We start from the raw sequence: 23,014 nt of genomic DNA, 5'->3' as shown, positions 1-23,014 counted from the left end.
GGGCGGCGGGCTTGGCGGGATAATCTTATTGGTGATCATGACATTCCTCGGCGGCGGGGATTTGGGTGATGTTGTCGATAACATGTCCGGTGTGGGGACGCAATCTCCTGCTCCTTATCAGCAAACTGCTGAAGAAGAGGAGTTGGCCCAGTTCGTATCGGTTGTACTGGCCGATACAGAGGAAGTGTGGACGAAGATTTTTGCAGAGGAAGGCATGCAATATCAGGAGCCGACTCTTGTCCTTTATTCAGGAAGTGTGCAGTCGGCCTGTGGTATGGCAGGCTCGCAGGTAGGTCCGTTTTATTGTCCGGGTGACCAGAAATTATATATTGATTTGAGTTTCTATGATGAACTGCAGAGGAAATTCCAGGCTCCGGGAGACTTTGCGATGGCGTATGTAGTGGCCCATGAAGTTGGCCACCATGTCCAGACTTTATTAGGGCAGACACAAGAGCTGAACTCACTTCGAGGGCGTTTCAGCCAGACGGAATTTAACAAATATCAGGTCCGCTTTGAGCTGCAGGCTGATTATTTAGCAGGTGTTTGGGCGCATCATGCCGAGGGAATGGGCGTGGTCGAAGAAGGCGACCTTGAAGAAGCATTGAATGCCGCCAGCGCGGTCGGTGACGATACAATCCAGAAACGTTCACAAGGCTATGTCGTACCTGAAAGTTTTACACACGGGACATCCGAACAACGGAAAAGCTGGTTCTACAAAGGCTATAAAGCAGGCAATCTGAGAGAGGGAGACACGTTTAACACACGTGATTTCTAGGTACAGTTAAGTGTGGGCTGATTTAGTCCATGCCATCGAGTGAACATTAGTGGGTGGCACCAGCTTTTAGCTTTTTAAAAAGAAGGCTGTTTTCGCTTTTATTTTGCTTTTCGAATCTATGGGGCTCTTTACGAAGATGCTTTCGAATTCGATAGCGTAAATATTCGTAAAAACCCAGAAGCCGTTTTTTACTATGGATGTGAAAGCAACAAAGTTTACGAAAAGAGCCTAAAAGAAAGGAGCAGATTCCACGATGGGAACACAAGTCCAATCTTTTTTCCTGAGCGATGCAGGGGATATTCCGAATAACCCAGATTTGCCAGTAATTGTCTATCAAGGTGTTTTTGAAGACAATCTGAAGATGGAAGATCAGTTTCAGCAGCATAATTGGACCGGGACATGGTCCGGCGATGTGTATGATTATCACCATTACCATACCAATACCCATGAGGTGCTGGGGGTAAAATCAGGGAGTGCGACGATTCTGCTTGGCGGTGACGCTGGAGAACGGCTCGATGTAAAAGTGGGAGATGTCGTTGTTCTGCCAGCAGGAACGGGCCATAAGAAAATTGAAAGCAGCGAGGACTTTGAAGTTGTAGGTGCTTATCCGAATGGCAGCAAACCCGACTTGAAGGAAAAGGATCCAGGTGACCGCGCGCAAGCCGTGTCACAAATTAAAAATGTCCCCGTGCCGGAAACAGATCCGGTATACGGGGACTCTGGGCCGCTCCTGGAGAAATGGGTAAAATAAAGAACCTTAGCAGGCAACAGCTAGTATTAAAAAATACAAGCTGTTGCCTACTTTTATGAGTTTCTAAAATACCGTAAAGGGTATATAATAAAAGTGTAATCTGTTCATATCTGCTGGGCAAACTAAATAGCTATGAAAGTTTTAAAGTGAAAGAAGGGGTCACTTTGGCGAAGAAAAAGCTCGTTTATTTCGTTTCACTGAGTTCGAATGTTCCCTTTGTTCTAAAACAAGCGCTGAAAAATGCAGAGCAGGAAAATGAGGTATCGATTTTTTTCGATTTGGATGGTGCACGGGTTCTCGATAAACGGTATTTAAAAGTCATGGAGAGGACCCATAATATGGACCTCGAAAAAATGATGAAGCAGGCATTGGCTCAGGGTGTTCAATTCTTCGGATGCCAGATGAATGTGCTGATTGCCGATGGGCTGGAGCTAATCGAAGGTGCGCAGCTTTCTGGTGTCGCAACCTTTTTGGATACCGCTTATAAAGCGGATGCAGTGTTAAGTTACTGATGGAGGTGGCTGATGGATGGAAAAGAAAAAGGTAGTAGTGATGGCGCTTCACGATGAACTTGAATCTGCATACCCGCCCTTGAATGTGGCAGTAGGAGCAGCATCTTCGGGGGCCGATGTGATCCTCGCTTTTTCGCGCAGAGGAGTCAATATTTTGGATAAGCGGTATGTGTCGGTTCCATCAGATGACCTGGAATACCTGTCGAATGCTATCAATGATTTTGGGGTGGCCTCAGTCCATGATCTCCTTGGTATCGCAGTTGAAATGGGTGCGCAGCTTTATGTAGTGGATTTGGATGTGAAAGATGATTTTGAATTTATTTATCCAGCTGAACAGGTGCCGATCAAATGGCTGCTGAACGAGGCCGCCTCCGCTGATTTGTTTATGCATTTTTAAGGGAATGATTCAAATGGCTCTATCAAATTTGGTTAACAGAGCTATTCAATAAAAAAGACAGAGAAATTGCTTCTCTGTCTTTTTCATATGGATCAGCCTGTCTGGCGGGAAAGCTCATCTTTGTACGTGACTTTATTTTTGCCAAGCTCCTTCGATTGGAGCAGGAGCTGGTCCGCATAGATGTAGCCTTTTTCCATTGAAGTATATTGATTGACCTTGAAATAATACAATCCGAAAGAAGAGGTGATCGTAATTGGATGTATGACAGATTGATATTCGACCTCAACAGAACTTGTTTCGATCCCTTTGCGGATTTTTTCGACGAGCTTAATTGTATCGTCGAGTGAGCGATTACGGATAATGAGCGTAAACTCTTCTCCGCCGCTTCGAAACACGTAATCCTCCTCTGCCAGGTAACTCTTCAAGGTGTTGGCGACATGCTGGATGACCCGGTCACCTACTGCATGATTGTACGTATCGTTGATTCGTTTGAATTTATCGATGTCTGCTACTACGATGCCCAGCTTTTCCCCTGTCTGGTTCAGTTCCGACATTTTCAGATCCATGAAGGCCCGGTTTGGAATGCTGGTAAGGAAATCGGTATATGCCATTTGTTCGAACTTGTCCCGTTCAATCTTATTCTTGATCATTTGCGATTTCGATTGGAAGGAACGGCTGACCAGGTAGTTTAGTATGAACAAGGCGACGATCATTTCCCATTGCTGCTGTTCAAGCAACAACAGGAGCAGACCATTCGTGAAGGCGGTTTTCCCTTGGTCCAGCCAGTTGATGCTTTGCCTTAAAAACTGGACCATCTCCTGCAGGCTTCTGATCTCTCCGAGGATATAAAAAGCAGTTGACAGCAAGGCAATAGACGTCATGATTGTCACGACAGCAAGGATACAAATCAGAATCCAGAATCCGAATGGAATCTTCTCAAAAAACGGGTAACCAAGATGGAAAAGATAATAACCAAATGAGTATATCAGTACATGCGCGCCTATATTGTAGAAGGTATCAAAAAATTCATTTTCATCGGCTGTTTTGGTGATTTTCTTTAGAAAATAAACTGAAAAGCGATAGATGCCTTCAAAAATGAAAAGGCCAAGCGGACCGGCAAATATCCCGAATGATAGACTATAATTGATGCCATAATCGAATTTCGTTGTCCCGTTTTGCGCAATGATCCGTAAATGGTTGTACAGCATGGAAAACAACCAATAGAACGATAAAGCTATGAAAAAAGTGTTTTTATCCTGAATGAAAGAACCTAATCCAAAAGCCACGGCAATAGCAGTGAAAAATAGCGAAAAATCATATAACCTAGCTTTCAGCATAGGCAGAAAATCCCCTTTCCCAAACTCTACCATCTAATTTTAGCTTATATATAAATCTAGTTGCAAAACAATTTTTTGATTTGTAAAAATTTTTGTGTCATTTATTTTGTCTCTCGCGTATCATAAAGGGCTATAATGGAGTTAGGCACTTATCCAGTGTGGAAAAATCATGAGTAGATGGTAATTCATCCGTTTGTCGAATAGTATATATTATATATTCCGAATTTTTAATTAATAAGAAAGAGGGGTTGCAAATGGTATGGATTTATGGCGGAATTCTTGTTCTGATTTTGCTGGCAGTATTGGGCATGTCAGTTTATTTTCATCGGAAAAATAAGCTCAATCAGCTTCCTGCCAATAACCCTGCGGTCTTTTTGCAGAAGGGCCTGCGGCAGGAGGGCAAGAAGATAGTCGCGGTGCTGGGCGGAGATGTTGTTCATGGCAATATCAGCTATAATTTTGTCGACGACGCTGCCAGAAGGAAGAGCTGCAAGGATTATCAATTTATCAATGGCGGGATGAATGGTAGCACGTCATTTGATGTACTCCGGCGCCTGGATGAGGTGATTGCCTGCCATCCGGACTATGTCGTCATTTTGGTCGGAATGAATGATGCCACAGTAAAAATAGCTCCCGAGCTGGCAAAGAGGAAAATTAACCTCTCTGAACGGAACGAAAAACCCTCCCTCCTGGTCTATGAGCGCAACCTCGCGCAAATCGTCAGCAGGCTGAAAGCTGAAACATCAGCATATATTGCTTTGATGTCCCTCCCGGTAGCGGGGGAAAACCTTTTTTCCAAAGCCAACAAGGAAATCGATCAGTACAATGAAGCCATCAAAAAAATCGCGGAAATGAACAATATCTTCTATCTTCCGTTTAACGAGAAACTTAAAGCGTATTTGAAGGGGAAGGGCCGGACGCGGGGCAGGTCGTTGAAAAATGAGGCAAAGCTATATGAAAAAGCCATCGTCGAACACTTCGTTTATGGATACAGCCTCGACAGGATTGCACACAGAAATGGCTATCTGCTGCTCACCGACGGAATGCACCTGAACAGTACGGCAGGCATGATGGCGGCTCATCAAATCGAGCTTTTCCTGAAAAAGAATGAATTGAAGGCAATTCAATAAAAAGGATACTGAATTGACAGCAGTATCCTTTCATATTATCCATTAACCTCGCTCATGAAAGCCAGGGTATTCTCTTCCGAATCCCTGAAGAACACCATCCATGTCTCGGTGTCACCGATTTTGGCGACAACGTGTGGCTCACCTACAAAGTTTACTCCCTTTGCAAGCAATTCCTCATACTTTGCCCGGATATCTTCTATCTGAAAATAAATGACAGAACTTGCGTGTGCGAACTGCTCCTTCTCAGGAAGACTTAGCAACAGGCGGACACCGCCACAATCAAAAAATGCCATGGTATCCGTGTTGAAAAGCAGCGGCAGCGCTAAGTCATCCCTGTAAAAGGCAAGCGCCCTATCCAGGTTTTTAACCGGTATGCCAATCTGGCCAACCTTCTGTATGCTCATGTTTTCCCCCTATAAATAATATTTTTTCAGAAATGCTTTGATATCAGCATCGATTTTTTCTAGAAAAGCACCTGATGGAAAATGCCCCATATCATACTCTTTTAGTTCAAGATTGTCACCGAAGAGTCCTGCTGATTTTTGGGAAATCTTGTCTCCTGGAAAAAATATATCGTTTGTCCCAGTTATCAAGAGAGTGGGCGCCCGATAATTCTCCAGTTCCTCCATCGTTGTGATTTTCGGCATTTCCTGCTCGAGCAACGTATGTTTAAAGATGTTGCCGATTATGCTTTCATCGAGGCTGCCCATGGTTTTCGCCGACATCACATCAGCGATTTGCCTCATGCTTTTTGCCGAGCCATTCATTTTGTACAAAAGCATCGGGATGAGGATGTCCTTGATCATCTTGAGCTTCGAGCCAAGGATTATTCCTGCCGGAGCTACCAGTACTGCGCAATGTATTCTCTCCGGCTGGAAGGCAGCAAGCCTTAAAATAATGCCGCCACCATAAGAAGGGCCGATAAAAGCACAGCTCTCAATTCCGTAAAAATCCAACAAATCCTGAATCCACAGAGCAAAACTTTCATCAGATGCCGAGATCCTCGTTTCATCACTATAACCAGGGTGTCCGATCGTATCAGGGGCGTAAACCTTGTATTCTTTCACCAGCCCTTTGAACCAGGATAAGGTCACAGGATTGATGCAATTTCCTCCCTGGAAAATGAATAATGGTTTTCCGTCCTCTTTCCCCATTTTCAGCACATGTGTCCGTCCAAACCTTGTCTCGACATACTCCCGCTCAATTGGAGTTTCGAACAGGGTAAGGTACTCTTCATACTGGCAGAGGATTTTGTCTTTGCCATCGAGACTTCGATAAATGGTTTTCATAGATTGATCACCTCTTTTTCTAAATGTCTTAGTTCATTAATGATGTGCTGTTCAATCAGTTCTGTGTCATCAGGATGGAAGAGATGGGCTGATTTTTCTGCCCATATAAATTTCTTTTCTTGTGCCGTTTTTACCGTGTTGAAGTACTCCTGGGCTAGAGAGCCGTGGACGTGCACATCCTTTCTGCCGTGGATGAAGGTGATGGGAATCTTCACTGCCGGAACGTCCTTTTGCACGTCGATTTTCGGTATATTTTTAATGAAATCGTCTGTATAAATCAACTTGAAACCACTGTAAAAAGAGTGGAAAACATCTGCAAGTGTATAATCCTTCGAGGCCAGCATCCCAAGGGACACTTTGGCAAGACCAGGATGCTTGATACTTTCATCGTTATAGACCATCGTGCTGTACTTCATCTGCCATTTGCGCAGTACGCCCCATTGCTTATAGCCATCTGTAAAAGGAGGATCGCCTGCTGCTTCGAGCTCGTTCAATGCCTTATAATCTCCTCGCCGTTTTGCTTCGTTTTTCATCCATGCCATTCCTGCACGGTCATTTTCACTCCAGCTGATAATCTGGGATAATCCCACATAAGAATGGTATTTTTCAGGGTGCTCCTTTACAAGGTACATGCCAATCAATGTTCCGAATGAATGGGCTGTGAGAAAGATTTTTTCCTGTCCGAATGTCTCTCTTAAATAATCTGTCAGCTCAGCTGCATCATAAACCAGTTGTTCAAAGGTCATCGACTGTGCAGGTATATCTTTGTGATAGGATTTTCCTGTACCTCGCTGGTCCCAAAAAACAACGGAAAAATTCTTCACAAGCTCCTTTGTATTGGTCGCTACGGTGTAGTTTTTTCCTCTTGATGATACGCCGGGCAGGGGCATGGAAGGTCCGCCATGCAAAAATAGAAGTACGGGATTCTTTGGGGAGTGCGACTGGATGAGGATGCTCTGTTGGATTCCGCCAATTTTGATTTTTTCAATAGAGTCGATTCCATCTTCGGGAATAAGGAAATCGGGATTGCGAGAGAAAAAGCCCATATCATCACCTCGTTCGATATACTGAAACATATTAAGGTTAATAATTCCATTTATTACTATATTACTTTAGGACTAGAAAAATTTCCTGGAAAATATGAAACTTTTTTTCGCTGATTCAGTTCTAAAGAGTGAAAGGAGGTCAGGAAATGAAGGAAACACGGCTTGTGAGGAAGGCAATCAAGGGGAATGTGAAGGCTTTTGAAGAGCTTCTGATTTTACATAATGAGCAATTGTACCGGACTGCTTTTCTTTATGCAGGAAACAGGGAGGATGCCCTGGATATTGTCCAGGAAACTTCTTGTAAAGCGTTTCTTGCGATTGGGCAATTGAAGAATGAGCAGTATTTTTTGACCTGGCTTACGCGTATTTTGATTCATTGTGCGTATGACGTGTTGAAGCGAAGAAAACTGGAGAAACCAGTCGAACAACTTACGGAACTGCCGGCTGCCGGCAAGGATGGGACCGCCGAAAAACTGGATTTGATGGAAGCGGTTGCTCAATTGAAAGAACAACACCGGGCTGCGATTATCCTGTTTTATTATCAGGATCTGGCCATCAGTGAGATTGCGAGAATGATGGACATACCCGAAAATACGGTGAAAACCTATCTGCAGCGAGGCAGGAAGGAATTGAAGATAAAATTGGGAGGCGGGCAAGATGGACAAGAAAATGTTTCATGACTCAATGGAAGAGATTGAGGTGCCAAAGGAAGATGTAATCAAAGCCATCCAGGGAGGGATCAGGCAAGGAAACAATATGAAAAAGTCTCATCCCCCCCGCAAAAGAGCAGCCGCAGTGTCGGCCGCAGCGGCTGCAGTACTTTTTATATCATCAGGTTTCCTGTTCCCGTCGGTCCCGAACGTGCTGGCAGACATCCCGTTTTTAGCAAAGCTGTATGAGCAGGACCAGGTTGCAGTCAATCTGGCCTCCCAACAACTAATAGCGGAATTGAACGAAAAAGCGAGCTACGATGGTGTGGATGTGACCGTGACGGAGGCTTATTTTGACGGAGCGGTGATCGGCGTTACCTTTGATGTGAAGGGAGATGTCGAGGGGGCGGAGGATGAGGTTTATGCCTTTTACGAAATCTTCGATCGCGACCCTGAAATAGAGGAAACCATGGAATTGGTCAAATTGCTGCCGACTGAAGAAGGCTTTAAAGGGCATATCCAGCTTAGTTATCCAAAAGCACAATTGCCTGACGAAACCAGATTGCCGTTGAACTTTATCGGCATTGGTGAAATAAAGGATCACTGGAAGAATGAACAGGGAAAATGGAATTTTGACGTCCCAATCAAGCAGCTTCCATTCGAAACAGTGGCTTTAAATAAGACAATGGAACTTGATGGTCTAAAGGTGACATTTGAAAAGCTGATATCCGGGAACTCCTCGACGGCGCTTGAATACACAGTGAAGGGCGCCGGGGAAAATAGAGTGGATCTCGAGTTGTTTGATGATGAGGGCAACAGAATTATTGGCGGAACATCGGACGCGAGAATCGAGAAAAAGACTGTAGATGGATCGATCCTTGAGAAAAGAAGATTAACGATACCAAGGGGATTTGAAAACAGGTGCCTTGAGATTCGCATATCTTCGGGAGAAGAGCAGGAATTGGCAGAATTGAAATGGTAAAACAAAGGCGCTGGAGACAATCCAGCGCCCTTTTACTTTAGCCTGTATTTTAAAGTGGCGATCTGTCCGAGCCGCCCGGTGTCTGTCAGTTCGAAATCAACTGGTGGCGTGCCATCCGGGAACAGCGGGATTCCTTCGCCAATCAGTTTCGGTATCACATAAAGTTCAATTTCATCGATCCATTTCTTCTCAAGGAATTCTCGAAACTAGCCACGTTGAGGAAGTAACCTTGATTCCAATTTCAAAAGAGCCCATCCTAACCGGATGGGCCCAGACCATTATTTGATTTTCTGAAGTTCATCCAGGAACGCCGGGCGCCTTGGATACTTCTTTATCAATTCATCTGAAGACGAGCGCCTCCTTTGATTCCTGCGTCAGCAGCCGCTTTAAATCACTTTCTGGCTCCGCTTCCGGGGGACCTGGTGTATCACCTTCCCTGATAGCAAAGAAAACGGCAGCCTGGTGCTTAGCCAGAAAATAACCTTTTCTCTCCTCCTGTATAAAACTATATAATAGATTCACACACTGCTTTTACCAATATTAAGAAAATCTTAAGATTTATCGTCAGTGAATGTTAAGGTTCGCTGTCTAGAATAGGAAACATCAAGGCTTGCCTTATGGGAAAGGGGGTTTTTCACTTGGATCAGTACAATGTGCTAGTGGTCGATGATGAAAAAGAAATACGCGACGCGATTGAGATTTATTTGAAAAATGAAGGGATAACAGTGATCAAGGCGGCGGATGGGATCGAGGCGATCGAGAAGCTAAACGAACAGCCAGTCCACTTGATCCTTCTTGATGTGATGATGCCGCGCCAGGACGGGATTACGACTACTTTTCGGATTCGTGAGGATAAGAACATTCCTATCATCATTTTAAGCGCGAAAAGCGAGGATACGGATAAGATTCTCGGGCTTCAGGTCGGTGCCGACGATTATGTCACGAAGCCGTTCAATCCGCTTGAATTGATTGCTCGAGTGAAATCACAGCTTAGGAGATATGTCACGCTCGGTACATATGAAGGGAAAGTGAAGGTGATCGACCTGAATGGACTGACATTGGACCAGTCGTCAAAGGAAGTCACCGCGCATGGCGAGCCCGTCAAGCTGACTCCTATCGAATACAAAATCCTTGAGCTGCTGATGACGAACGCAGGCAGGGTGTTCTCGATCAACGATATTTATGAGCGAGTCTGGAAGGAACCAAGCTACAATGCCGAAAACACAGTGGCGGTCCATATCCGCAAGATCCGCGAAAAAATAGAAATCGATCCGAAGAATCCAAGATTTTTAAAGGTGGTGTGGGGCATTGGATATAAAATCGAAAAGTAAGCTGGTGTTAGTGGCGTGGGTGATGCTCATTACGATTGGGATTAGCGGAGTATTCGCCTTTTTTAATCACGCACCTCGTTATTTGGATGGGTATATTGATACACCCGGCTTCCATGACGAAGTTGAACGCTTTAAAGAATTCTTATATGTGTATGAATTGAACACCATGTCGAAAGAAGACATGAAAAAGGAGATAACGGTATCAAAAGAAGAAATTGATGAACATCGCAATCGATATGGAAGTCTCACTGACCAAGTGTCGAACATCAATGTACAGTATGAACAGCAGCTTCAGGATGCAAAAGATTCGGGGAATAAAGCAGTAGAGGAAGCGATCACAAAGGAACGAGATGCAAAGATTGCGGATATCACCGAAAACTTCAAGAGCGATGAACATGTCCGTGCAAAGATCATCAAGGAAAAAGAAGAAAAAATCGATGAGTTTTATGAGGATTTGGAAAACAACAGGGCGGAGTATAGAAGGATTTCACGGGCATTCAATTACTACCTGACAGAAACAGAGACGGGAGAAGTTTTTACAAACCTGAATATACCCAAGGGTGAAGACGCTGATGATTTCATCAATAAGCAGAAGATGCTGTTCACAGAAAGTTATCCAAGCAATGCTTATGGTTATTTGCAGGCGGGCTTAACGAACCGGTATTTTCCGTCCAATGAACCTGTGCAGGAGATTTTAAATGAGAGGAACAAGGTGTATGAAGGAAAGGTGGGGCTGCTCAAGAATGCCCCTGGCTCATCCATCATTTCCGACTATCAGCAATTTAAAAGGCAACAGGTGGTTTTCTTTGTTTATATACTCATAAGCATCCTCGCAATCGTGGCAAGCATAAGGATGGGCAGGAAAAAGGAAATCAAGTCGATGCTTGGCGTGGAAAGGTGGAGGCCATTCTACAGTAAAGTCCCATTTGATTTACGCGTCATATTGTTTGGCTTGACCGGAATTTTTACGTTGATGTCGCTATTCTGGATGAGCGATGAAGTACATTATTTTTCTGGCAACCCAGTCAGGTCAGGTCTGGATTTTCTAATGGCCTTGATTACAGCGGCTGTTTTCCTTGCTGGACTGTATGTTCAGGGCAGATTTTTCTGGGAATACAAGGACGACTTTAAGAGGCTGAAAAGCGATTGGAACGACTCTTTGTTTGTAAGGACATTCGGCTTCATCATGGATGCCTTTACGATTAAGAGCATCAGCATTATCCTTTTGATCATTTTGGGAATCGTCTTCATTTCCGGATTTATTTTCGGAAGGACTTATTTTGATTTCAGATGGTATTTGGGTCATTACCTCTTTGGCCTTGTGTTTGTCGGCTTGCCAATCTTGATTATTGTGCTCAGGAATGCGGGGTATTTTAATAAAATCGCCCTGAATGTGGAAGAGCTGGCAAAGGGGAATATGGTGAGCGATCTCCCTGTGCGGGGCAGGTCCGTTTTTGCAAAGCTGGCCGCTGATATCAACACACTCCGCAATGAGGTAAAGGTCTCGCACAAGGAGCAGGCGAAAAGCGAGCGCCTGAAAACCGAACTGATCACGAATGTGAGCCATGACCTGAGGACTCCGCTCACATCGATCATCACCTATACAGAGTTGCTGAAGACACCTGATCTTGCGCCGGAAGACCGGGATTCCTATATCGAGATCCTTGACCGGAAATCGAAGCGATTGAAGGTACTGATTGATGACCTGTTCGAGGCAACGAAAATGGCGAGCGGCAACATTGAGCTTCACAAGGATAGAGTCGACCTCAATCAGCTGCTTGAGCAGGCACTGGCGGAGCATAACGAGACACTGGTTCAGTCCTCCCTGCAGCTTCGCGTCTCAAAGCCAGATCATCCTGTCTATGCATTCGTCGACGGCCAGAAGCTTTGGAGAGTATTCGATAACCTGATCGGGAACATCCTCAAGTATTCGCTCGAGAATACGAGAGTGTATATTTCGGTGAAAGAAGAGCTCAACAGGGCTGTTCTCACGTTCAAGAATGTCACCAAGTACGAGCTGGGGGATGACCTGGATGAATTGTTCGAGCGCTTCAAACGAGGCGACCAGTCACGACACACCGAAGGCTCCGGCCTCGGACTGGCAATCGCCAAATCAATTGTCGACCTCCACGAAGGGTCACTCGACATCGAAGTCGACGGCGACCTGTTCAAGGTAACGGTTATTCTGCAAAAAGTGAATTGAAAGGGAAGCATGAATGAAGCTTCCATGCTATTGGGGCACATAGAACTTATCTATGTGCCTTTTTTGTCAGGCTTACAAGAAATCTCGATTGGCTTTATGTGTTCTCCAGAGTGCTCCGAATAAATCTTTATATATAAGTATCTGGAAATGAAAACTATGAAGACGTGAAATGGAATGTTGCCCCATAGTTGTGTCAGCTTGATTTTTAATAGGCCGATTTTTTTCAGAAAGAGATCCGTAAGAACACGATACAGCAGCATGCAAAGCCGGGGCTGTAATCCTGGTTTGGCGGAATTTTTCACAGCAAAGAAAGAGTGAACGATACTATACAACGGGGCGATCGCAAAATGTTCCCACCAGGAATGATACATGCCCCGGCCAAATCTAATCTTTCGTCCTGCTGCAGAAATATACAGCAGTGTTATTCCGATTACCTCGATTGATAGGTAATGGGCAAGAGACAAAGCCCAGTCTTTACGGGCTTGGATAGCTTTGTAAAACCAGTCACTGATGTGGAAATAAATATTCATAAAGAGTAAGGTATAGACCGGTTTCCACCAATGGGTATTATATATTTTCAGGCGCAGGAAAGTGTGCTCAATCAGATAGTAAATCAGTGTACTGCCGAGTTTCCAGTAGCCGTTTTTGTGAAAAATGGTTAAAAGAGTCGCTGTCACAGGCACATAAAACCCCTGTGATAAAACCGCACCCAATACCTGGTCGTGGGCTCGTTTTTTCATGATGGAGGGTTTATAGGAATAGCCTTTGAACAGGTTCAGGACAGGATACTCAAAGAAGTAAGCGAAGCCAATATTGGATAACAGCAGGATCCAGATAGTTTTTTCCTTGCTGCGTTTGGCAAATAGGAAGAGAAGCATTAAATGGATAATAGCCAATAGGAGAAAAGGAATTGAGTTCCTGTTGAATGCCTTATTTTTTCTCATCACACGCTCCATCCTTACAGTAGGTTAGTTACTGTTAATGTCCGCGTTTCCTCTAAAATTATTTATCTGTTTGCCGGACTTTTATCATGACTAGTGTAAAGACACATGCTAATATTAAGAAGCCATTCAATTATTATGTTAAAAATAACTAATTTAGGGAAACTATCTGTATCGCTTCAAGGAATCAGGAGGATTTTATGAAAAAAACACAGGAAATTTCGGAAAGGAAACTGCTTGGGATTGCCGGGCTCGGGTGGATGTTTGATGCAATGGATGTGGGAATTTTAGCCTTCATCATTGCTGCTCTTCAGGTGGACTGGAATTTGACCGCCAAGGAAATGGGCTGGATTGGCAGTGTCAACTCAATTGGTATGGCAGTCGGGGCGCTAGTCTTTGGTCTGCTGGCTGACCGGATTGGTCGGAAGAATGTCTTTATCATTACATTATTGCTATTCTCGATCGGCAGCGGGGTTTCTGCCATGGCAACCACTCTGTCTTTCTTTTTGCTGTTAAGATTCTTTATTGGCATGGGGCTTGGCGGGGAATTGCCTGTTGCCTCGACACTCGTTGCTGAGAGCGTGCCTGCAGAAAAGCGCGGGCGTGTCGTTGTCCTGCTTGAAAGCTTCTGGGCTGCCGGCTGGCTGGTAGCGGCGCTGATTTCGTACTTTGTCATCCCGAGCTTCGGCTGGCAGACCGCGTTAATCCTGAGTGCGCTGCCGGCGTTATATGCGCTTTATCTGCGCGTGAATCTGCCGGATTCTCCCAGGTACCTGGCTGTTGATAAAAAAGAACGGCTGACCATTATGGAGAGCATTGCCGAAGTATGGTCCAGGGAACATGCCAAAAAGACAATCATGCTCTGGGTTCTCTGGTTCAGTGTCGTATTTTCCTATTATGGAATGTTCCTCTGGCTGCCAAGTGTGATGGTCATGAAAGGATTCACATTAATCAAGAGCTTCCAATATGTACTGATTATGACGCTCGCTCAGCTGCCGGGCTATTTTACCGCGGCATGGCTGATTGAAAAAGCAGGCCGGAAATTTGTACTCATCGTTTATCTAATTGGAACAGCGCTGAGTGCCTATTTCTTTGGGACTGCCGATTCGCTTGGACTGCTGATCACAGCTGGTATCTTGCTGTCGTTTTTCAACCTTGGTGCCTGGGGTGCTCTCTATGCATACACTCCGGAACAATACCCAACGACCATTCGTGGATCTGGTGCCGGAATGGCTGCCTCGTTCGGAAGGATTGGAGGAATTATCGGTCCGCTGATGGTTCCGTACTTATCTGCACAAAATCTATCGATCACCGCGATTTTCACGATTTTCTGCATCGCGATTTTAATCGGTGCTGCAGCCGTGTTCTTCTGGGGTGTGGAAACAAAGCAGAAAGAACTGGCATAATCTGTACCTGTTAGGTCCGCCATACTGAATGGCGGGCTTATTTTTTTGGAAAAAACAGGTCCTTTTTACCATAGAAGGAAACAAAAAAACTGGAAATTTAGTAATATATTCACTTATTTCTGAAAATTAAGCATGTTAAGATTTTTGGTAGGTATTTCGGAAAGCGAAAGGAGAACAAGCATGAAAACGAAAATTCTATCAATCTTAACAACAGGCGCGCTGGCTCTATCCCTGGTCGCGCCAACGGTATCCGTACCGCAAGCAGACGCTGCGACAACAGCCAAATGGGATATTGAAAGATACGGAGACAGAGTCGACATTGACAGCCGTCTGGATCAGCTTTCAAAAGACGAAGATTTCCTGAAGAAAGCAGAGCAATCCATCAAGGAACAAGCGAAAGGCATTCAGCTGGATGAGACCGCTGGGTCAGAAAGTGGTGCTGCTGACAGCACTTTTACCTATGATGGAGGAACGAAAAAGTTTTTGGACAGAAACCTGAAATTTAAAGACTTTACACTACGAAGTGTAGGGGAAAATGTTGAAATTTGGGTAGCAAACAATCTTGCATTCCCTGAGGGCGATCCAAGGCCTGCCCATGTCGTGACACAGGAACAAGTGGACAAGCTGCGGGATGAGTTTGACAGCAATATTTATCCAAAGGCAACTGAGTTCTTTGGCACTCCTGACCATCATGATGGTTCGCATTCTCCGTTGATTGAATGGGGCTATTTCCCTGAGGGATACTATGAAACTAGCGATAAAGTTGTCATGCTGGTGGATAATGTTCAAGATGATAACTACTTCGATCCTAGCTATCCGTTCTTTGTAGCTGGATTCTTCTGGCAGACGCTAGAAAATTATATGGACCGCAACATTATTACAATCGATACAAACAGCTGGGAGACTCGCCTGGAAAGCACGTTCTTTGGGACAACAATCCATGAACTTCAGCACTTGATCCATGCCGATAATGACCCTTCAGAAGAAACATGGATCAATGAAGGAATGTCTACATTCTCTGAATATCTTGGAGGATACGGACATGATGACCGTTCCATCAATTTTTATCTTGACCACCCGGAAAATTCACTTGTGAACTGGGATGACCACCGTTCAGCAACAACTGGACCAGAAACAATTGCGGATTACGGACAGGTTTATCTATTCACCCTTTATATGAACGACAAATACGGCAAAGAATTTATCCGTGACCTTGCGACAAGTGATGTAGTCGGCATTGACGGTGTGAACAAAACGCTTGCGAAGCATGGTTATCAAGAGGATTTTACAAAGGTATACCAGAACTTCATTACAGCATTGGCGCTTGACAGCAACCAGCCGGGAGAAGGAGTGTACAATTTCGACAGCATCAACCTCCGCGACCTGGTGGTAGACAACGAGGGAACGAAGCGTGGCTATACAGTTGATTATGAAGGCGCACTTCAATTTGAAAAAGATGGCGTTCCTGCATGGGGCGGGGATTTCAAAGAGCTTAAATTCCAGGATAAAATCGATGGCATTTCCTTTGACGGTGTCGACTTCCTGCCAACATTGTGGAAGTCCGTTGCGGATCCAACTGATGCAACAAACAAGGTGCTTTGGGGCAATACAGGCGATGAAGCAGACAATACTTTGATTTTCGAAGCGGACCTTTCCGAGGTTGCAAATGCTACATTGAATTTCGATCATTACCTTGATATTGAAGAGCATTGGGATTTTGGTGTTGTGCAGGTGTCCAAAGACGGCGGACAAACATGGACAAGCCTTGAAAATGAAAATACTACAACTGATGTAGTCGAAGAGGGTTATCCGAAAATCAAGGAAAATGTACCAGGATTCACTGGAAACACAAAAGAATGGACAAATGAAAGCTTTGATTTAAGCGAATATGCAGGCCAAAAGGTCCTTGTATCTTTCCGTTATCTGACTGACTGGGGCTACAACGACTCTGGCTGGTTCATTGACAATGTATCAATTCCGGAAATCGGCTTTAGCCAAGATGGCTCATCTACAGATGCGTTCACGTCAATGAATGAGATTTTAGGCAAGTACGTGGAGTACACAGTTACTTTCATCAATGAGAAGCAGGCTGCCGGCAAGAAGCCTGTATACAAAGTAGTAACGGTCGATCCCTTCAATGTGACAGAAGAGAATGCGCTTCAGCTTAGACAGCTATTCAAGGATGGCAAGAACTACATGATCACGAGCTATGCTGCACCTGCAGATGATAAGAATCCGGTTGGCTTCAGCTATGAAGTTCAATTAAGAGAGAAAAAAGGAAAGAAATAACCTGAAAAGCTGCGGCCATGATTGATGGCCGCAGCTTTTGTCTGTTTTTAAATATTACGCCTTAACATGCTTGAAAACATTGACCATGAATAAAATGCCCCCAAGAACGACAACAAGTGATCCGATGATGGCAAAAATGGTAAAGAATCCATTCGCTGTCAGCATGGAAAGCGTAATCCCGCCCTGCATGACTGGCACTCCGATGTTATGGAGCCAGAAATGCGTGGTGGCAAGCTTGCTTTTTCCTGCAGCCGGGAAGAGATGATAAATCGCCCCAAAAAGGGCCATGGACACCCAGCCTAGCAGGTTCAGGTCGGCATGAACCGAGCTCAGGGTGAAATCATGCGCGATCCCCATAACAATTCCAAGAATAATAGCAATGACAAAATAGACCGCAGCAATTTTAAAAAAACGTATACTCAAATCTTTTTCCTCTTTTCATTTAGTCCTTTTAGATTATATAAGGTTTCTGAAAATTTATAACATATGTACTAGCGAAATAGATAAAATTTTTTCAAACCGGATTACAATAGTAAAATAATAATGAGTTTCAGGATGACACAAAAATATCACCTTTGGTTTTGTCATTTTTGCGAGAATTCATGATATAATAGTGCAAACGTTTGTACAACTTCTTAAAGGGAGATTGAAGCTATGAAAAGATTATTTGGGATTGATAGCTGGAAGATCATCGAAACCGAATTGCATAAAGAAGATTTCCGCCTTGCAGAAAGTATCATGAGCCTCGGGAATGGCCACATGGGCATGCGCGGAAACTTTGAAGAATCATATACAGGGGACTTCCACCGAGGCTCTTATATCGCTGGCGTATGGTTCCCGGACAAGACACGTGTAGGCTGGTGGAAAAACGGATACCCTCATTACTTCGGTAAGGTCATCAACTCCACGAATTTTATCGGCATTAAAATTTTAGTTGATGGCGAGGAGCTCGATCTTCACAAAGCGGAAGTGAAGGAATATTACCGTGAGCTTGATATGCAGCATGGTGTCCTGACGAGGAAATTCACGGTCAACCTGAACGGCAAGGAAACTGAAGTCGAAGCAGTGCGCTTCCTGTCTGTCGCAGACCGTGAACTGGCGGCAATCCGTTATTCTGTTACTGCTAAAAACTATAATGGAAACGTTACCTTTGTTCCATATCTTGATGGCGATGTGCGAAATGAAGATTCAAACTATGACGAAGACTTCTGGTATGAAATCAGCAGGGATGCAGCGGAATACACAGGCAGCCTTGTGATGAAGACGAAAGACAACCCATTCGGAACTCCGACTTTCCAGGTAGCGACGACAATGCAAACGGTTGTCACCGGCAATGTTGCGAAAGTTGAAGTGAACGAAAAAGAAGAATATATTGAAAATAGCATTGAAGTAAAAGCTGAGCAGGGCCAAACTGTAACCCTCTACAAATATGTTGCTGTCACAACAGACCGTGACTATGATGCAGGAGAACTTGTTTCAAAAGGCCGTGAAGTGCTTGAACGCTCGATTGAAAAAGGCTTTGAACAGCTGCTGGAAGAGCACCGCAATGGCTGGCTGAGCCGCTGGGAAATCGCTGACGTAGAAATCGCAGGAGATGACTCTGCACAGCAAGGTATCCGTTTCAACCTATTCCAGTTGTTCTCAACTTATTATGGCGAGGATTCTCGTCTGAACATCGGTCCTAAAGGCTTCACTGGCGAAAAATACGGCGGCGCGACTTACTGGGATACAGAAGCTTACGCAATCCCGCTTTACTTGTCAACGGCAGAATCAGAGGTTGCCCGCAATCTGCTGATTTACCGCCACAATCAGCTTGAGGGTGCTTACCACAACGCGAAGCAGCAAGGACTTAATGGTGCGTTGTATCCGATGGTTACTTTTACAGGCGTGGAGTGCCACAACGAGTGGGAAATCACGTTCGAAGAAATCCATCGTAACGGTGCGATGGCTTATGCAATCTATAACTATGTGAACTATACAGGAGATCAGGATTATCTCCATGAATATGGGATTGATGTGCTGGCAGGCATCTCCCGCTTCTGGGCAGACCGAGTCCATTTCAATAAGGCGAAGAACGTCTATATGATGCATGGCGTTACTGGTCCGAACGAGTATGAGAACAACGTCAACAACAACTGGTACACAAACCGGATTGCTGCCTGGACACTGCGCTACACGCTTGAAGTCATTGAGTACCTGAAGCAGAACGGCCATGAAGACCGTGTAGCAGGACTTGGATTCAATGATGAGGAGCTTGCGAAGTGGCAGGAGATCGTCGAGAAGATGTATTATCCTTATGATGAGGAGAGAGAGGTCTTTGTCCAGCACGATACTTTCCTTGATAAGGATCTGATGACAGTGGATCAGCTATCTGCTGAAGACCGGCCGATCAACCAGAACTGGTCATGGGATAAAATTCTGCGCAGCTGCTTCATCAAACAGGCGGACGTCCTTCAGGGACTTTACTTCTTCAACCATGAGTTCACAGAAGAAGAGAAGCGCCGCAACTTCGAGTTCTATGAGCCAATGACCGTCCATGAATCATCCCTGTCTCCAAGTATCCACGCAGTTCTTGCGGCAGAGCTTGGCATGGAAGAAAAGGCATACGAAATGTACAACCGCACGGCCCGCCTTGACCTGGATAACTACAACAACGATACAGAAGACGGCCTGCACATCACAAGCATGACAGGTGCCTGGCTGGCCATCGTCCAGGGCTTCGCAAGCATGCGTACGGCTGACGGCACATTATCATTCGCGCCGTTCATTCCGAATGCCTGGAACCAGTACAGCTTCAACATCATCTACCGCGACCACTACATCAAGGTAGAAGTAAACCAGGAAAACGTCGTCCTATCACAACAAGGACCAGAACTAGCCATGAAACTGTACAGCGAACAAGTTACCATTCCTGCAGACGGACAGCTATCTGTAAAATTGAAATAAACATGCTGGAGAGATCTTCGGGAACCCTGAAGGTCTCTCTCATTGGGCAAAACAGAGGGACGGTTCTAGTGTTTTCACCAAAACAGGGGGACGGTTCTTGTGTTTTGCCGATCGCAAAGAACGATTCAAGAAAGGAGTATGAACATGACAAGACCCCTAAAAGCGTTCATTTTTGACCTTGATGGTGTCATTACTGATACGGCGGAATACCATTTCCTAGCGTGGAAAGCGCTGGCTGAGGGTTTGGGCATCACTTTTACCCGTGAGGACAATGAGGAGCTGAAAGGCGTCTCCCGAATGGATTCTCTCGAGAAAATCCTTGAAATTGGCAACCGTTCAGGTGATTTTACAGCCGAGCAAAAAGAGGCATTGGCAGCGAAGAAAAATGATCATTATCTAGAGCTGATTCAGGACATCACTCCTGCAGACCTTTTACCGGCAATCAAAGAGCTGATTGCGGATATCAAGGCAAAAGGGCTTAAACTTGGTATGGCATCTGCGAGCAAGAATGCCTTCACCGTCATGGAGTCGCTTGGGATGAAATCCGAGTTTGATATTATTGTTGACGCGAAGACTGTTGAAAACGGCAAGCCGCATCCTGAGGTGTTCCTTCGTGCTGCAGAAATGCTGGGCGTTGAGCCGGAAGCATGCATCGGCGTCGAGGACGCTGCAGCTGGTGTCCAGGCGATCAAAGCAGCAGGCATGTTTGCGGTAGCTGTGGGGCCGAAAGAAAGCTTTGAAAACGCCGATCTCGTCTATGCGAGCACTGCGGAGCTTTCCCTGAAAAAGATTTTAGAAGAATATCATGCGTAAAAAAATCAACCCGGCCTTGGATTTGCGGCCGGGTTTTTTGTTATTTCAATGACTGCTTTACTGCTTGAAAAAAACTCTCCGGTTCATCGACATTGAGGACAACCCGGGTCACTTTCCGCTTAAAACCATAGAGGAATTTGACTTCCACTGGTTCATGGAGCAGAATCTCGAACATCGGTTTTTCCTGGATTAAATCCGGCACCCTGGCATCATACACTTCTTTTCCACTGATTTTCTCAGGGCCATCGTAATACCTAATCTCCTTTATCTTGCTCAATGGAAGGTACATTGACCTAGAGAAACCTGTCTGCAGAAGCAAATGGTCATTTGCCAGCAAGAAAGGCGTCAAACGGGTTGCCTGAAGCTCTGCCAGGATAAAGAGGATTCCGTAAAGGTTCAAGAATAGCAGGATGTACGAAACGATGGCATTCCAGCTGTGCAGGAAGTAATGCAGGCCGACCGACTCAAGCACAATCGCATGAATGATCATGATATAAACGGCATTGACACTTGTTTTTTGATGGTAGGTAAAAGGCTGTCCCTCATCAATCTGAAGTTTCTTTTTCCATGAGAAAAGAGAATAATGGAACATGGAAAATTCGGTCACAAGGACTTGTGCCGCATTATTCCCATGGAGGCTTCTTTCGACAGCTGTCCTGATGTTAAAAAGAAAAAAAGAATCCTTCTTGGCCAAGCTCTTATATTCTTTTACCAGTTTCGGCAGCCTCGTTACCACTGTATAAGCTATGTAAAGCTCAAATAGGAGAAAGGCTCCTTCGGAAACCATCAAGAGATAGGGCAGGAATGGGTACTGAGATAAATGCTGCTGCGGGACGATGAAGTAAGCGGCCGCAAAGCCTGCTAGTATGACGATGCCCATATACTTTAAGGAATGTCTTCTTCGGATGATCAGGAAGTACGTCATGAGTGGCAGGATTAGAAGCAGGTCCAGCAATGAACCAATGACCGCACCCTCGGGTACAGGCCCGAACATCAATGTCCGGTAAACGGTGTAATTCGATAAAAGGATCAATGAGGCTAATATTACATATAGCATCAGTCTTGGCTTTGTTATCGTTGTATTTGACATAAATATCCACCTCGCTTTTATTATAAATGAATTCATAGTGCGAAAGTAGTAATTTACAGGTGTTCGACAAAACTAGTGTCTGTGTTCCATACAAACTGCTGAGCCGCAAAAACCGGATTATCTGCCCTATAACAGGGAAATATGCTATTATGGTAAATTTTTTAAAGGACGGTGTAGAGTATGTATGATTGCCTTATTATCGGAGGAGGGATTGCCGGGCTTCAGGCAGCGATCCAGCTTGGTCGTTACAATCATAAAGTGCTGGTGCTGGATTCGGGGGATGGGCGTTCGGCGATTTGCCAGAGCTATCACAATATACTGGGCTATCCAGATGGTGTCAGTGGCCCTTATTTGCGGGAGGTTGGCCGCCAGCAGGCAGAGAAATACGGAGTGGAGTTCGTAATGGGCAAGGCAGTCAATGCGAAAAAGCTGGAGGGCGGGTTTGAAATCCAGTCGGAACACGGTGATTCCTATCAGGCGAAAAGGCTGCTGCTGGCCACAGGTGTCATGGACCGGATTCCGCCATTCCCAGAACTGATGCCGACACTGGGAATAACCGTATACGTGTGTCCGGACTGCGATGGCTATGAAGTGAAGGATAAGTCGACAATCGTGATGGGTTCGGGGAAGGCTGGTGCGAATATGGCACTGACCCTGGCCTATTTTACCGATAAAATCACCTATGTGAACCACGAAAACAAAGAAGTGGAGCAGGAAAAATTGGCAGCCATGAAGGAGAAGGGCATCACTTATGTGGAATGGCCGATTGAAAAGGTGCTTGCAGATGGACCTGACTTCAGAGGTGTGGTCCTCGCAAACGGTGAGGAATTGACATCTGAGCGCGGCTTTATTGCCTTTGGCGGCAATGAGGTAAAATCACAGCTGGCACAGCAGCTTGGCGTCGACCTGCATAAAAACAAGCATGTACTTGTCGATCCGCGTACTAAAATGACTAACGTTGAGAATGTCTGGGCCGCAGGCGACCTCGTTGCCCATTCAGAACAGACAACCATCGCGATGGGAGACGGAATGCAGGCCAGCATCTGGATTCATAAGACAATTTTAGCTGAGGGGAAGCGCTGATGGCTGGGTTTTAATCCCCGTTGAGGCGGAGATATTCCCTGTT

21 protein-coding genes and 1 pseudogene are annotated in these 23,014 nt (G+C 45.1%); 14 read left to right on the top strand and 8 right to left on the bottom strand.

Annotated features, from left to right (window positions below; translation table 11 throughout):
• The 4 genes from ypfJ to EJA10_RS12010 form a co-directional block, all read left to right on the top strand.
• On the top strand, positions 1-775 hold a 775-nt coding region (ypfJ, locus tag EJA10_RS12025), incomplete at its 5' end, for a KPN_02809 family neutral zinc metallopeptidase (protein ID WP_125480245.1).
• A 253-nt stretch (positions 776-1,028) separates the two neighbouring features.
• On the top strand, positions 1,029-1,526 hold the full coding sequence (locus EJA10_RS12020) for a cupin domain-containing protein (RefSeq protein ID WP_125480244.1): 498 nt from the start codon (positions 1,029-1,031) through the stop codon (positions 1,524-1,526).
• 164 nt (positions 1,527-1,690) lie between these two features.
• The gene (locus EJA10_RS12015; RefSeq protein WP_125480243.1) at positions 1,691-2,038 is read left to right on the top strand and encodes a DsrE/DsrF/DrsH-like family protein; all 348 of its coding nucleotides are present in this window, start codon (positions 1,691-1,693) and stop codon (positions 2,036-2,038) included.
• A 16-nt stretch (positions 2,039-2,054) separates the two neighbouring features.
• Positions 2,055-2,435, top strand: coding sequence for a peroxiredoxin family protein (locus tag EJA10_RS12010; protein WP_125480242.1), 381 nt, complete (start codon positions 2,055-2,057; stop codon positions 2,433-2,435).
• A 92-nt stretch (positions 2,436-2,527) separates the two neighbouring features.
• Here EJA10_RS12010 and EJA10_RS12005 read toward each other — a convergent pair whose 3' ends face one another.
• Complete coding sequence (locus EJA10_RS12005; protein WP_125480241.1) at positions 2,528-3,772, bottom strand: GGDEF domain-containing protein; 1,245 nt, start codon at positions 3,770-3,772, stop codon at positions 2,528-2,530.
• A 254-nt stretch (positions 3,773-4,026) separates the two neighbouring features.
• Here EJA10_RS12005 and EJA10_RS12000 point away from each other — a divergent pair, with 254 nt between their 5' ends.
• A complete protein-coding gene (locus EJA10_RS12000; RefSeq protein WP_125480240.1) occupies positions 4,027-4,902 on the top strand; it encodes an SGNH/GDSL hydrolase family protein in 876 nt (291 codons plus the stop codon).
• Between the two features lie 35 nt (positions 4,903-4,937).
• On the opposite strand, the gene EJA10_RS11995 is transcribed toward EJA10_RS12000, so the two are convergent.
• From EJA10_RS11995 to EJA10_RS11985, 3 genes are read right to left on the bottom strand one after another with little or no spacing between them, the layout of a single operon-like run.
• A complete protein-coding gene (locus EJA10_RS11995; RefSeq protein WP_125480239.1) occupies positions 4,938-5,306 on the bottom strand; it encodes a VOC family protein in 369 nt (122 codons plus the stop codon).
• 9 nt (positions 5,307-5,315) lie between these two features.
• Positions 5,316-6,191, bottom strand: a complete 876-nt coding sequence (locus tag EJA10_RS11990) for an alpha/beta fold hydrolase (RefSeq protein WP_125480238.1) — start codon at positions 6,189-6,191, stop codon at positions 5,316-5,318.
• Positions 6,188-7,237, bottom strand: a complete 1,050-nt coding sequence (locus EJA10_RS11985) for an alpha/beta fold hydrolase (RefSeq protein ID WP_125480237.1) — start codon at positions 7,235-7,237, stop codon at positions 6,188-6,190. The genes EJA10_RS11990 and EJA10_RS11985 overlap by 4 nt, the downstream gene beginning before the upstream one ends.
• 146 nt (positions 7,238-7,383) lie before the next feature.
• On the opposite strand from EJA10_RS11985, the gene EJA10_RS11980 reads away from it, so the two are divergent.
• Together EJA10_RS11980 and EJA10_RS11975 are read left to right on the top strand one after the other, a co-directional pair.
• On the top strand, positions 7,384-7,917 hold the full coding sequence (locus tag EJA10_RS11980; RefSeq protein ID WP_125480236.1) for a sigma-70 family RNA polymerase sigma factor: 534 nt from the start codon (positions 7,384-7,386) through the stop codon (positions 7,915-7,917).
• The gene (locus tag EJA10_RS11975) at positions 7,895-8,869 is read left to right on the top strand and encodes a DUF4179 domain-containing protein (RefSeq protein WP_125480235.1); all 975 of its coding nucleotides are present in this window, start codon (positions 7,895-7,897) and stop codon (positions 8,867-8,869) included. Before EJA10_RS11980 ends, EJA10_RS11975 begins: the two co-directional genes overlap by 23 nt.
• A gap of 32 nt (positions 8,870-8,901) precedes the next feature.
• On the opposite strand, the pseudogene EJA10_RS11970 reads toward EJA10_RS11975, so the two are convergent.
• Positions 8,902-9,060, bottom strand: a pseudogene (locus tag EJA10_RS11970) (dihydrofolate reductase family protein); the annotation flags it as partial.
• A 447-nt stretch (positions 9,061-9,507) separates the two neighbouring features.
• On the opposite strand from EJA10_RS11970, the gene EJA10_RS11965 reads away from it, so the two are divergent.
• Both EJA10_RS11965 and EJA10_RS11960 read left to right on the top strand, forming a co-directional pair.
• Entirely contained in the window at positions 9,508-10,200 is a 693-nt protein-coding gene (locus tag EJA10_RS11965; protein ID WP_125480233.1) for a response regulator transcription factor, read from the top strand.
• Complete coding sequence (locus tag EJA10_RS11960; protein WP_125480232.1) at positions 10,178-12,403, top strand: sensor histidine kinase; 2,226 nt, start codon at positions 10,178-10,180, stop codon at positions 12,401-12,403. The genes EJA10_RS11965 and EJA10_RS11960 overlap by 23 nt, the downstream gene beginning before the upstream one ends.
• Before the next feature lie 50 nt (positions 12,404-12,453).
• Here EJA10_RS11960 and EJA10_RS11955 read toward each other — a convergent pair whose 3' ends face one another.
• Positions 12,454-13,347, bottom strand: coding sequence for a hypothetical protein (locus EJA10_RS11955; protein WP_125480231.1), 894 nt, complete (start codon positions 13,345-13,347; stop codon positions 12,454-12,456).
• 197 nt (positions 13,348-13,544) lie between these two features.
• On the opposite strand from EJA10_RS11955, the gene EJA10_RS11950 reads away from it, so the two are divergent.
• Together EJA10_RS11950 and EJA10_RS11945 are read left to right on the top strand one after the other, a co-directional pair.
• A complete protein-coding gene (locus EJA10_RS11950) occupies positions 13,545-14,750 on the top strand; it encodes an MFS transporter (protein WP_125480230.1) in 1,206 nt (401 codons plus the stop codon).
• A gap of 180 nt (positions 14,751-14,930) precedes the next feature.
• Entirely contained in the window at positions 14,931-17,039 is a 2,109-nt protein-coding gene (locus tag EJA10_RS11945) for a choice-of-anchor J domain-containing protein (protein WP_125480229.1), read from the top strand.
• A 54-nt stretch (positions 17,040-17,093) separates the two neighbouring features.
• Here the strand turns inward: EJA10_RS11945 and EJA10_RS11940 are convergent, their stop codons facing one another.
• Complete coding sequence (locus EJA10_RS11940; protein WP_125480228.1) at positions 17,094-17,462, bottom strand: heme-copper oxidase family protein; 369 nt, start codon at positions 17,460-17,462, stop codon at positions 17,094-17,096.
• A 231-nt stretch (positions 17,463-17,693) separates the two neighbouring features.
• Here EJA10_RS11940 and EJA10_RS11935 point away from each other — a divergent pair, with 231 nt between their 5' ends.
• A complete protein-coding gene (locus EJA10_RS11935; protein ID WP_125480227.1) occupies positions 17,694-19,985 on the top strand; it encodes a glycoside hydrolase family 65 protein in 2,292 nt (763 codons plus the stop codon).
• Between the two features lie 144 nt (positions 19,986-20,129).
• A complete protein-coding gene (gene pgmB / locus EJA10_RS11930; RefSeq protein ID WP_125480226.1) occupies positions 20,130-20,798 on the top strand; it encodes a beta-phosphoglucomutase in 669 nt (222 codons plus the stop codon).
• Between the two features lie 40 nt (positions 20,799-20,838).
• Here pgmB and EJA10_RS11925 read toward each other — a convergent pair whose 3' ends face one another.
• Positions 20,839-21,888 (bottom strand): hypothetical protein, encoded by a 1,050-nt coding sequence (locus EJA10_RS11925; protein ID WP_125480225.1) that lies wholly within the window; start codon positions 21,886-21,888, stop codon positions 20,839-20,841.
• A gap of 180 nt (positions 21,889-22,068) precedes the next feature.
• On the opposite strand from EJA10_RS11925, the gene EJA10_RS11920 reads away from it, so the two are divergent.
• Positions 22,069-22,971 carry an NAD(P)/FAD-dependent oxidoreductase gene (locus EJA10_RS11920; RefSeq protein WP_125480224.1) on the top strand — a complete coding sequence of 301 codons (903 nt, stop codon included), beginning with the start codon at positions 22,069-22,071 and terminating at the stop codon, positions 22,969-22,971.
• Positions 22,972-23,014 lie beyond the last annotated feature (43 nt).

This window comes from Mesobacillus subterraneus (assembly GCF_003937825.1).
Classification (GTDB): domain Bacteria; phylum Bacillota; class Bacilli; order Bacillales; family Cytobacillaceae; genus Mesobacillus; species Mesobacillus subterraneus.
Note: the sequence above shows the minus strand (reverse complement) of the source record. Positions and strands in the feature narration are given on the sequence as shown.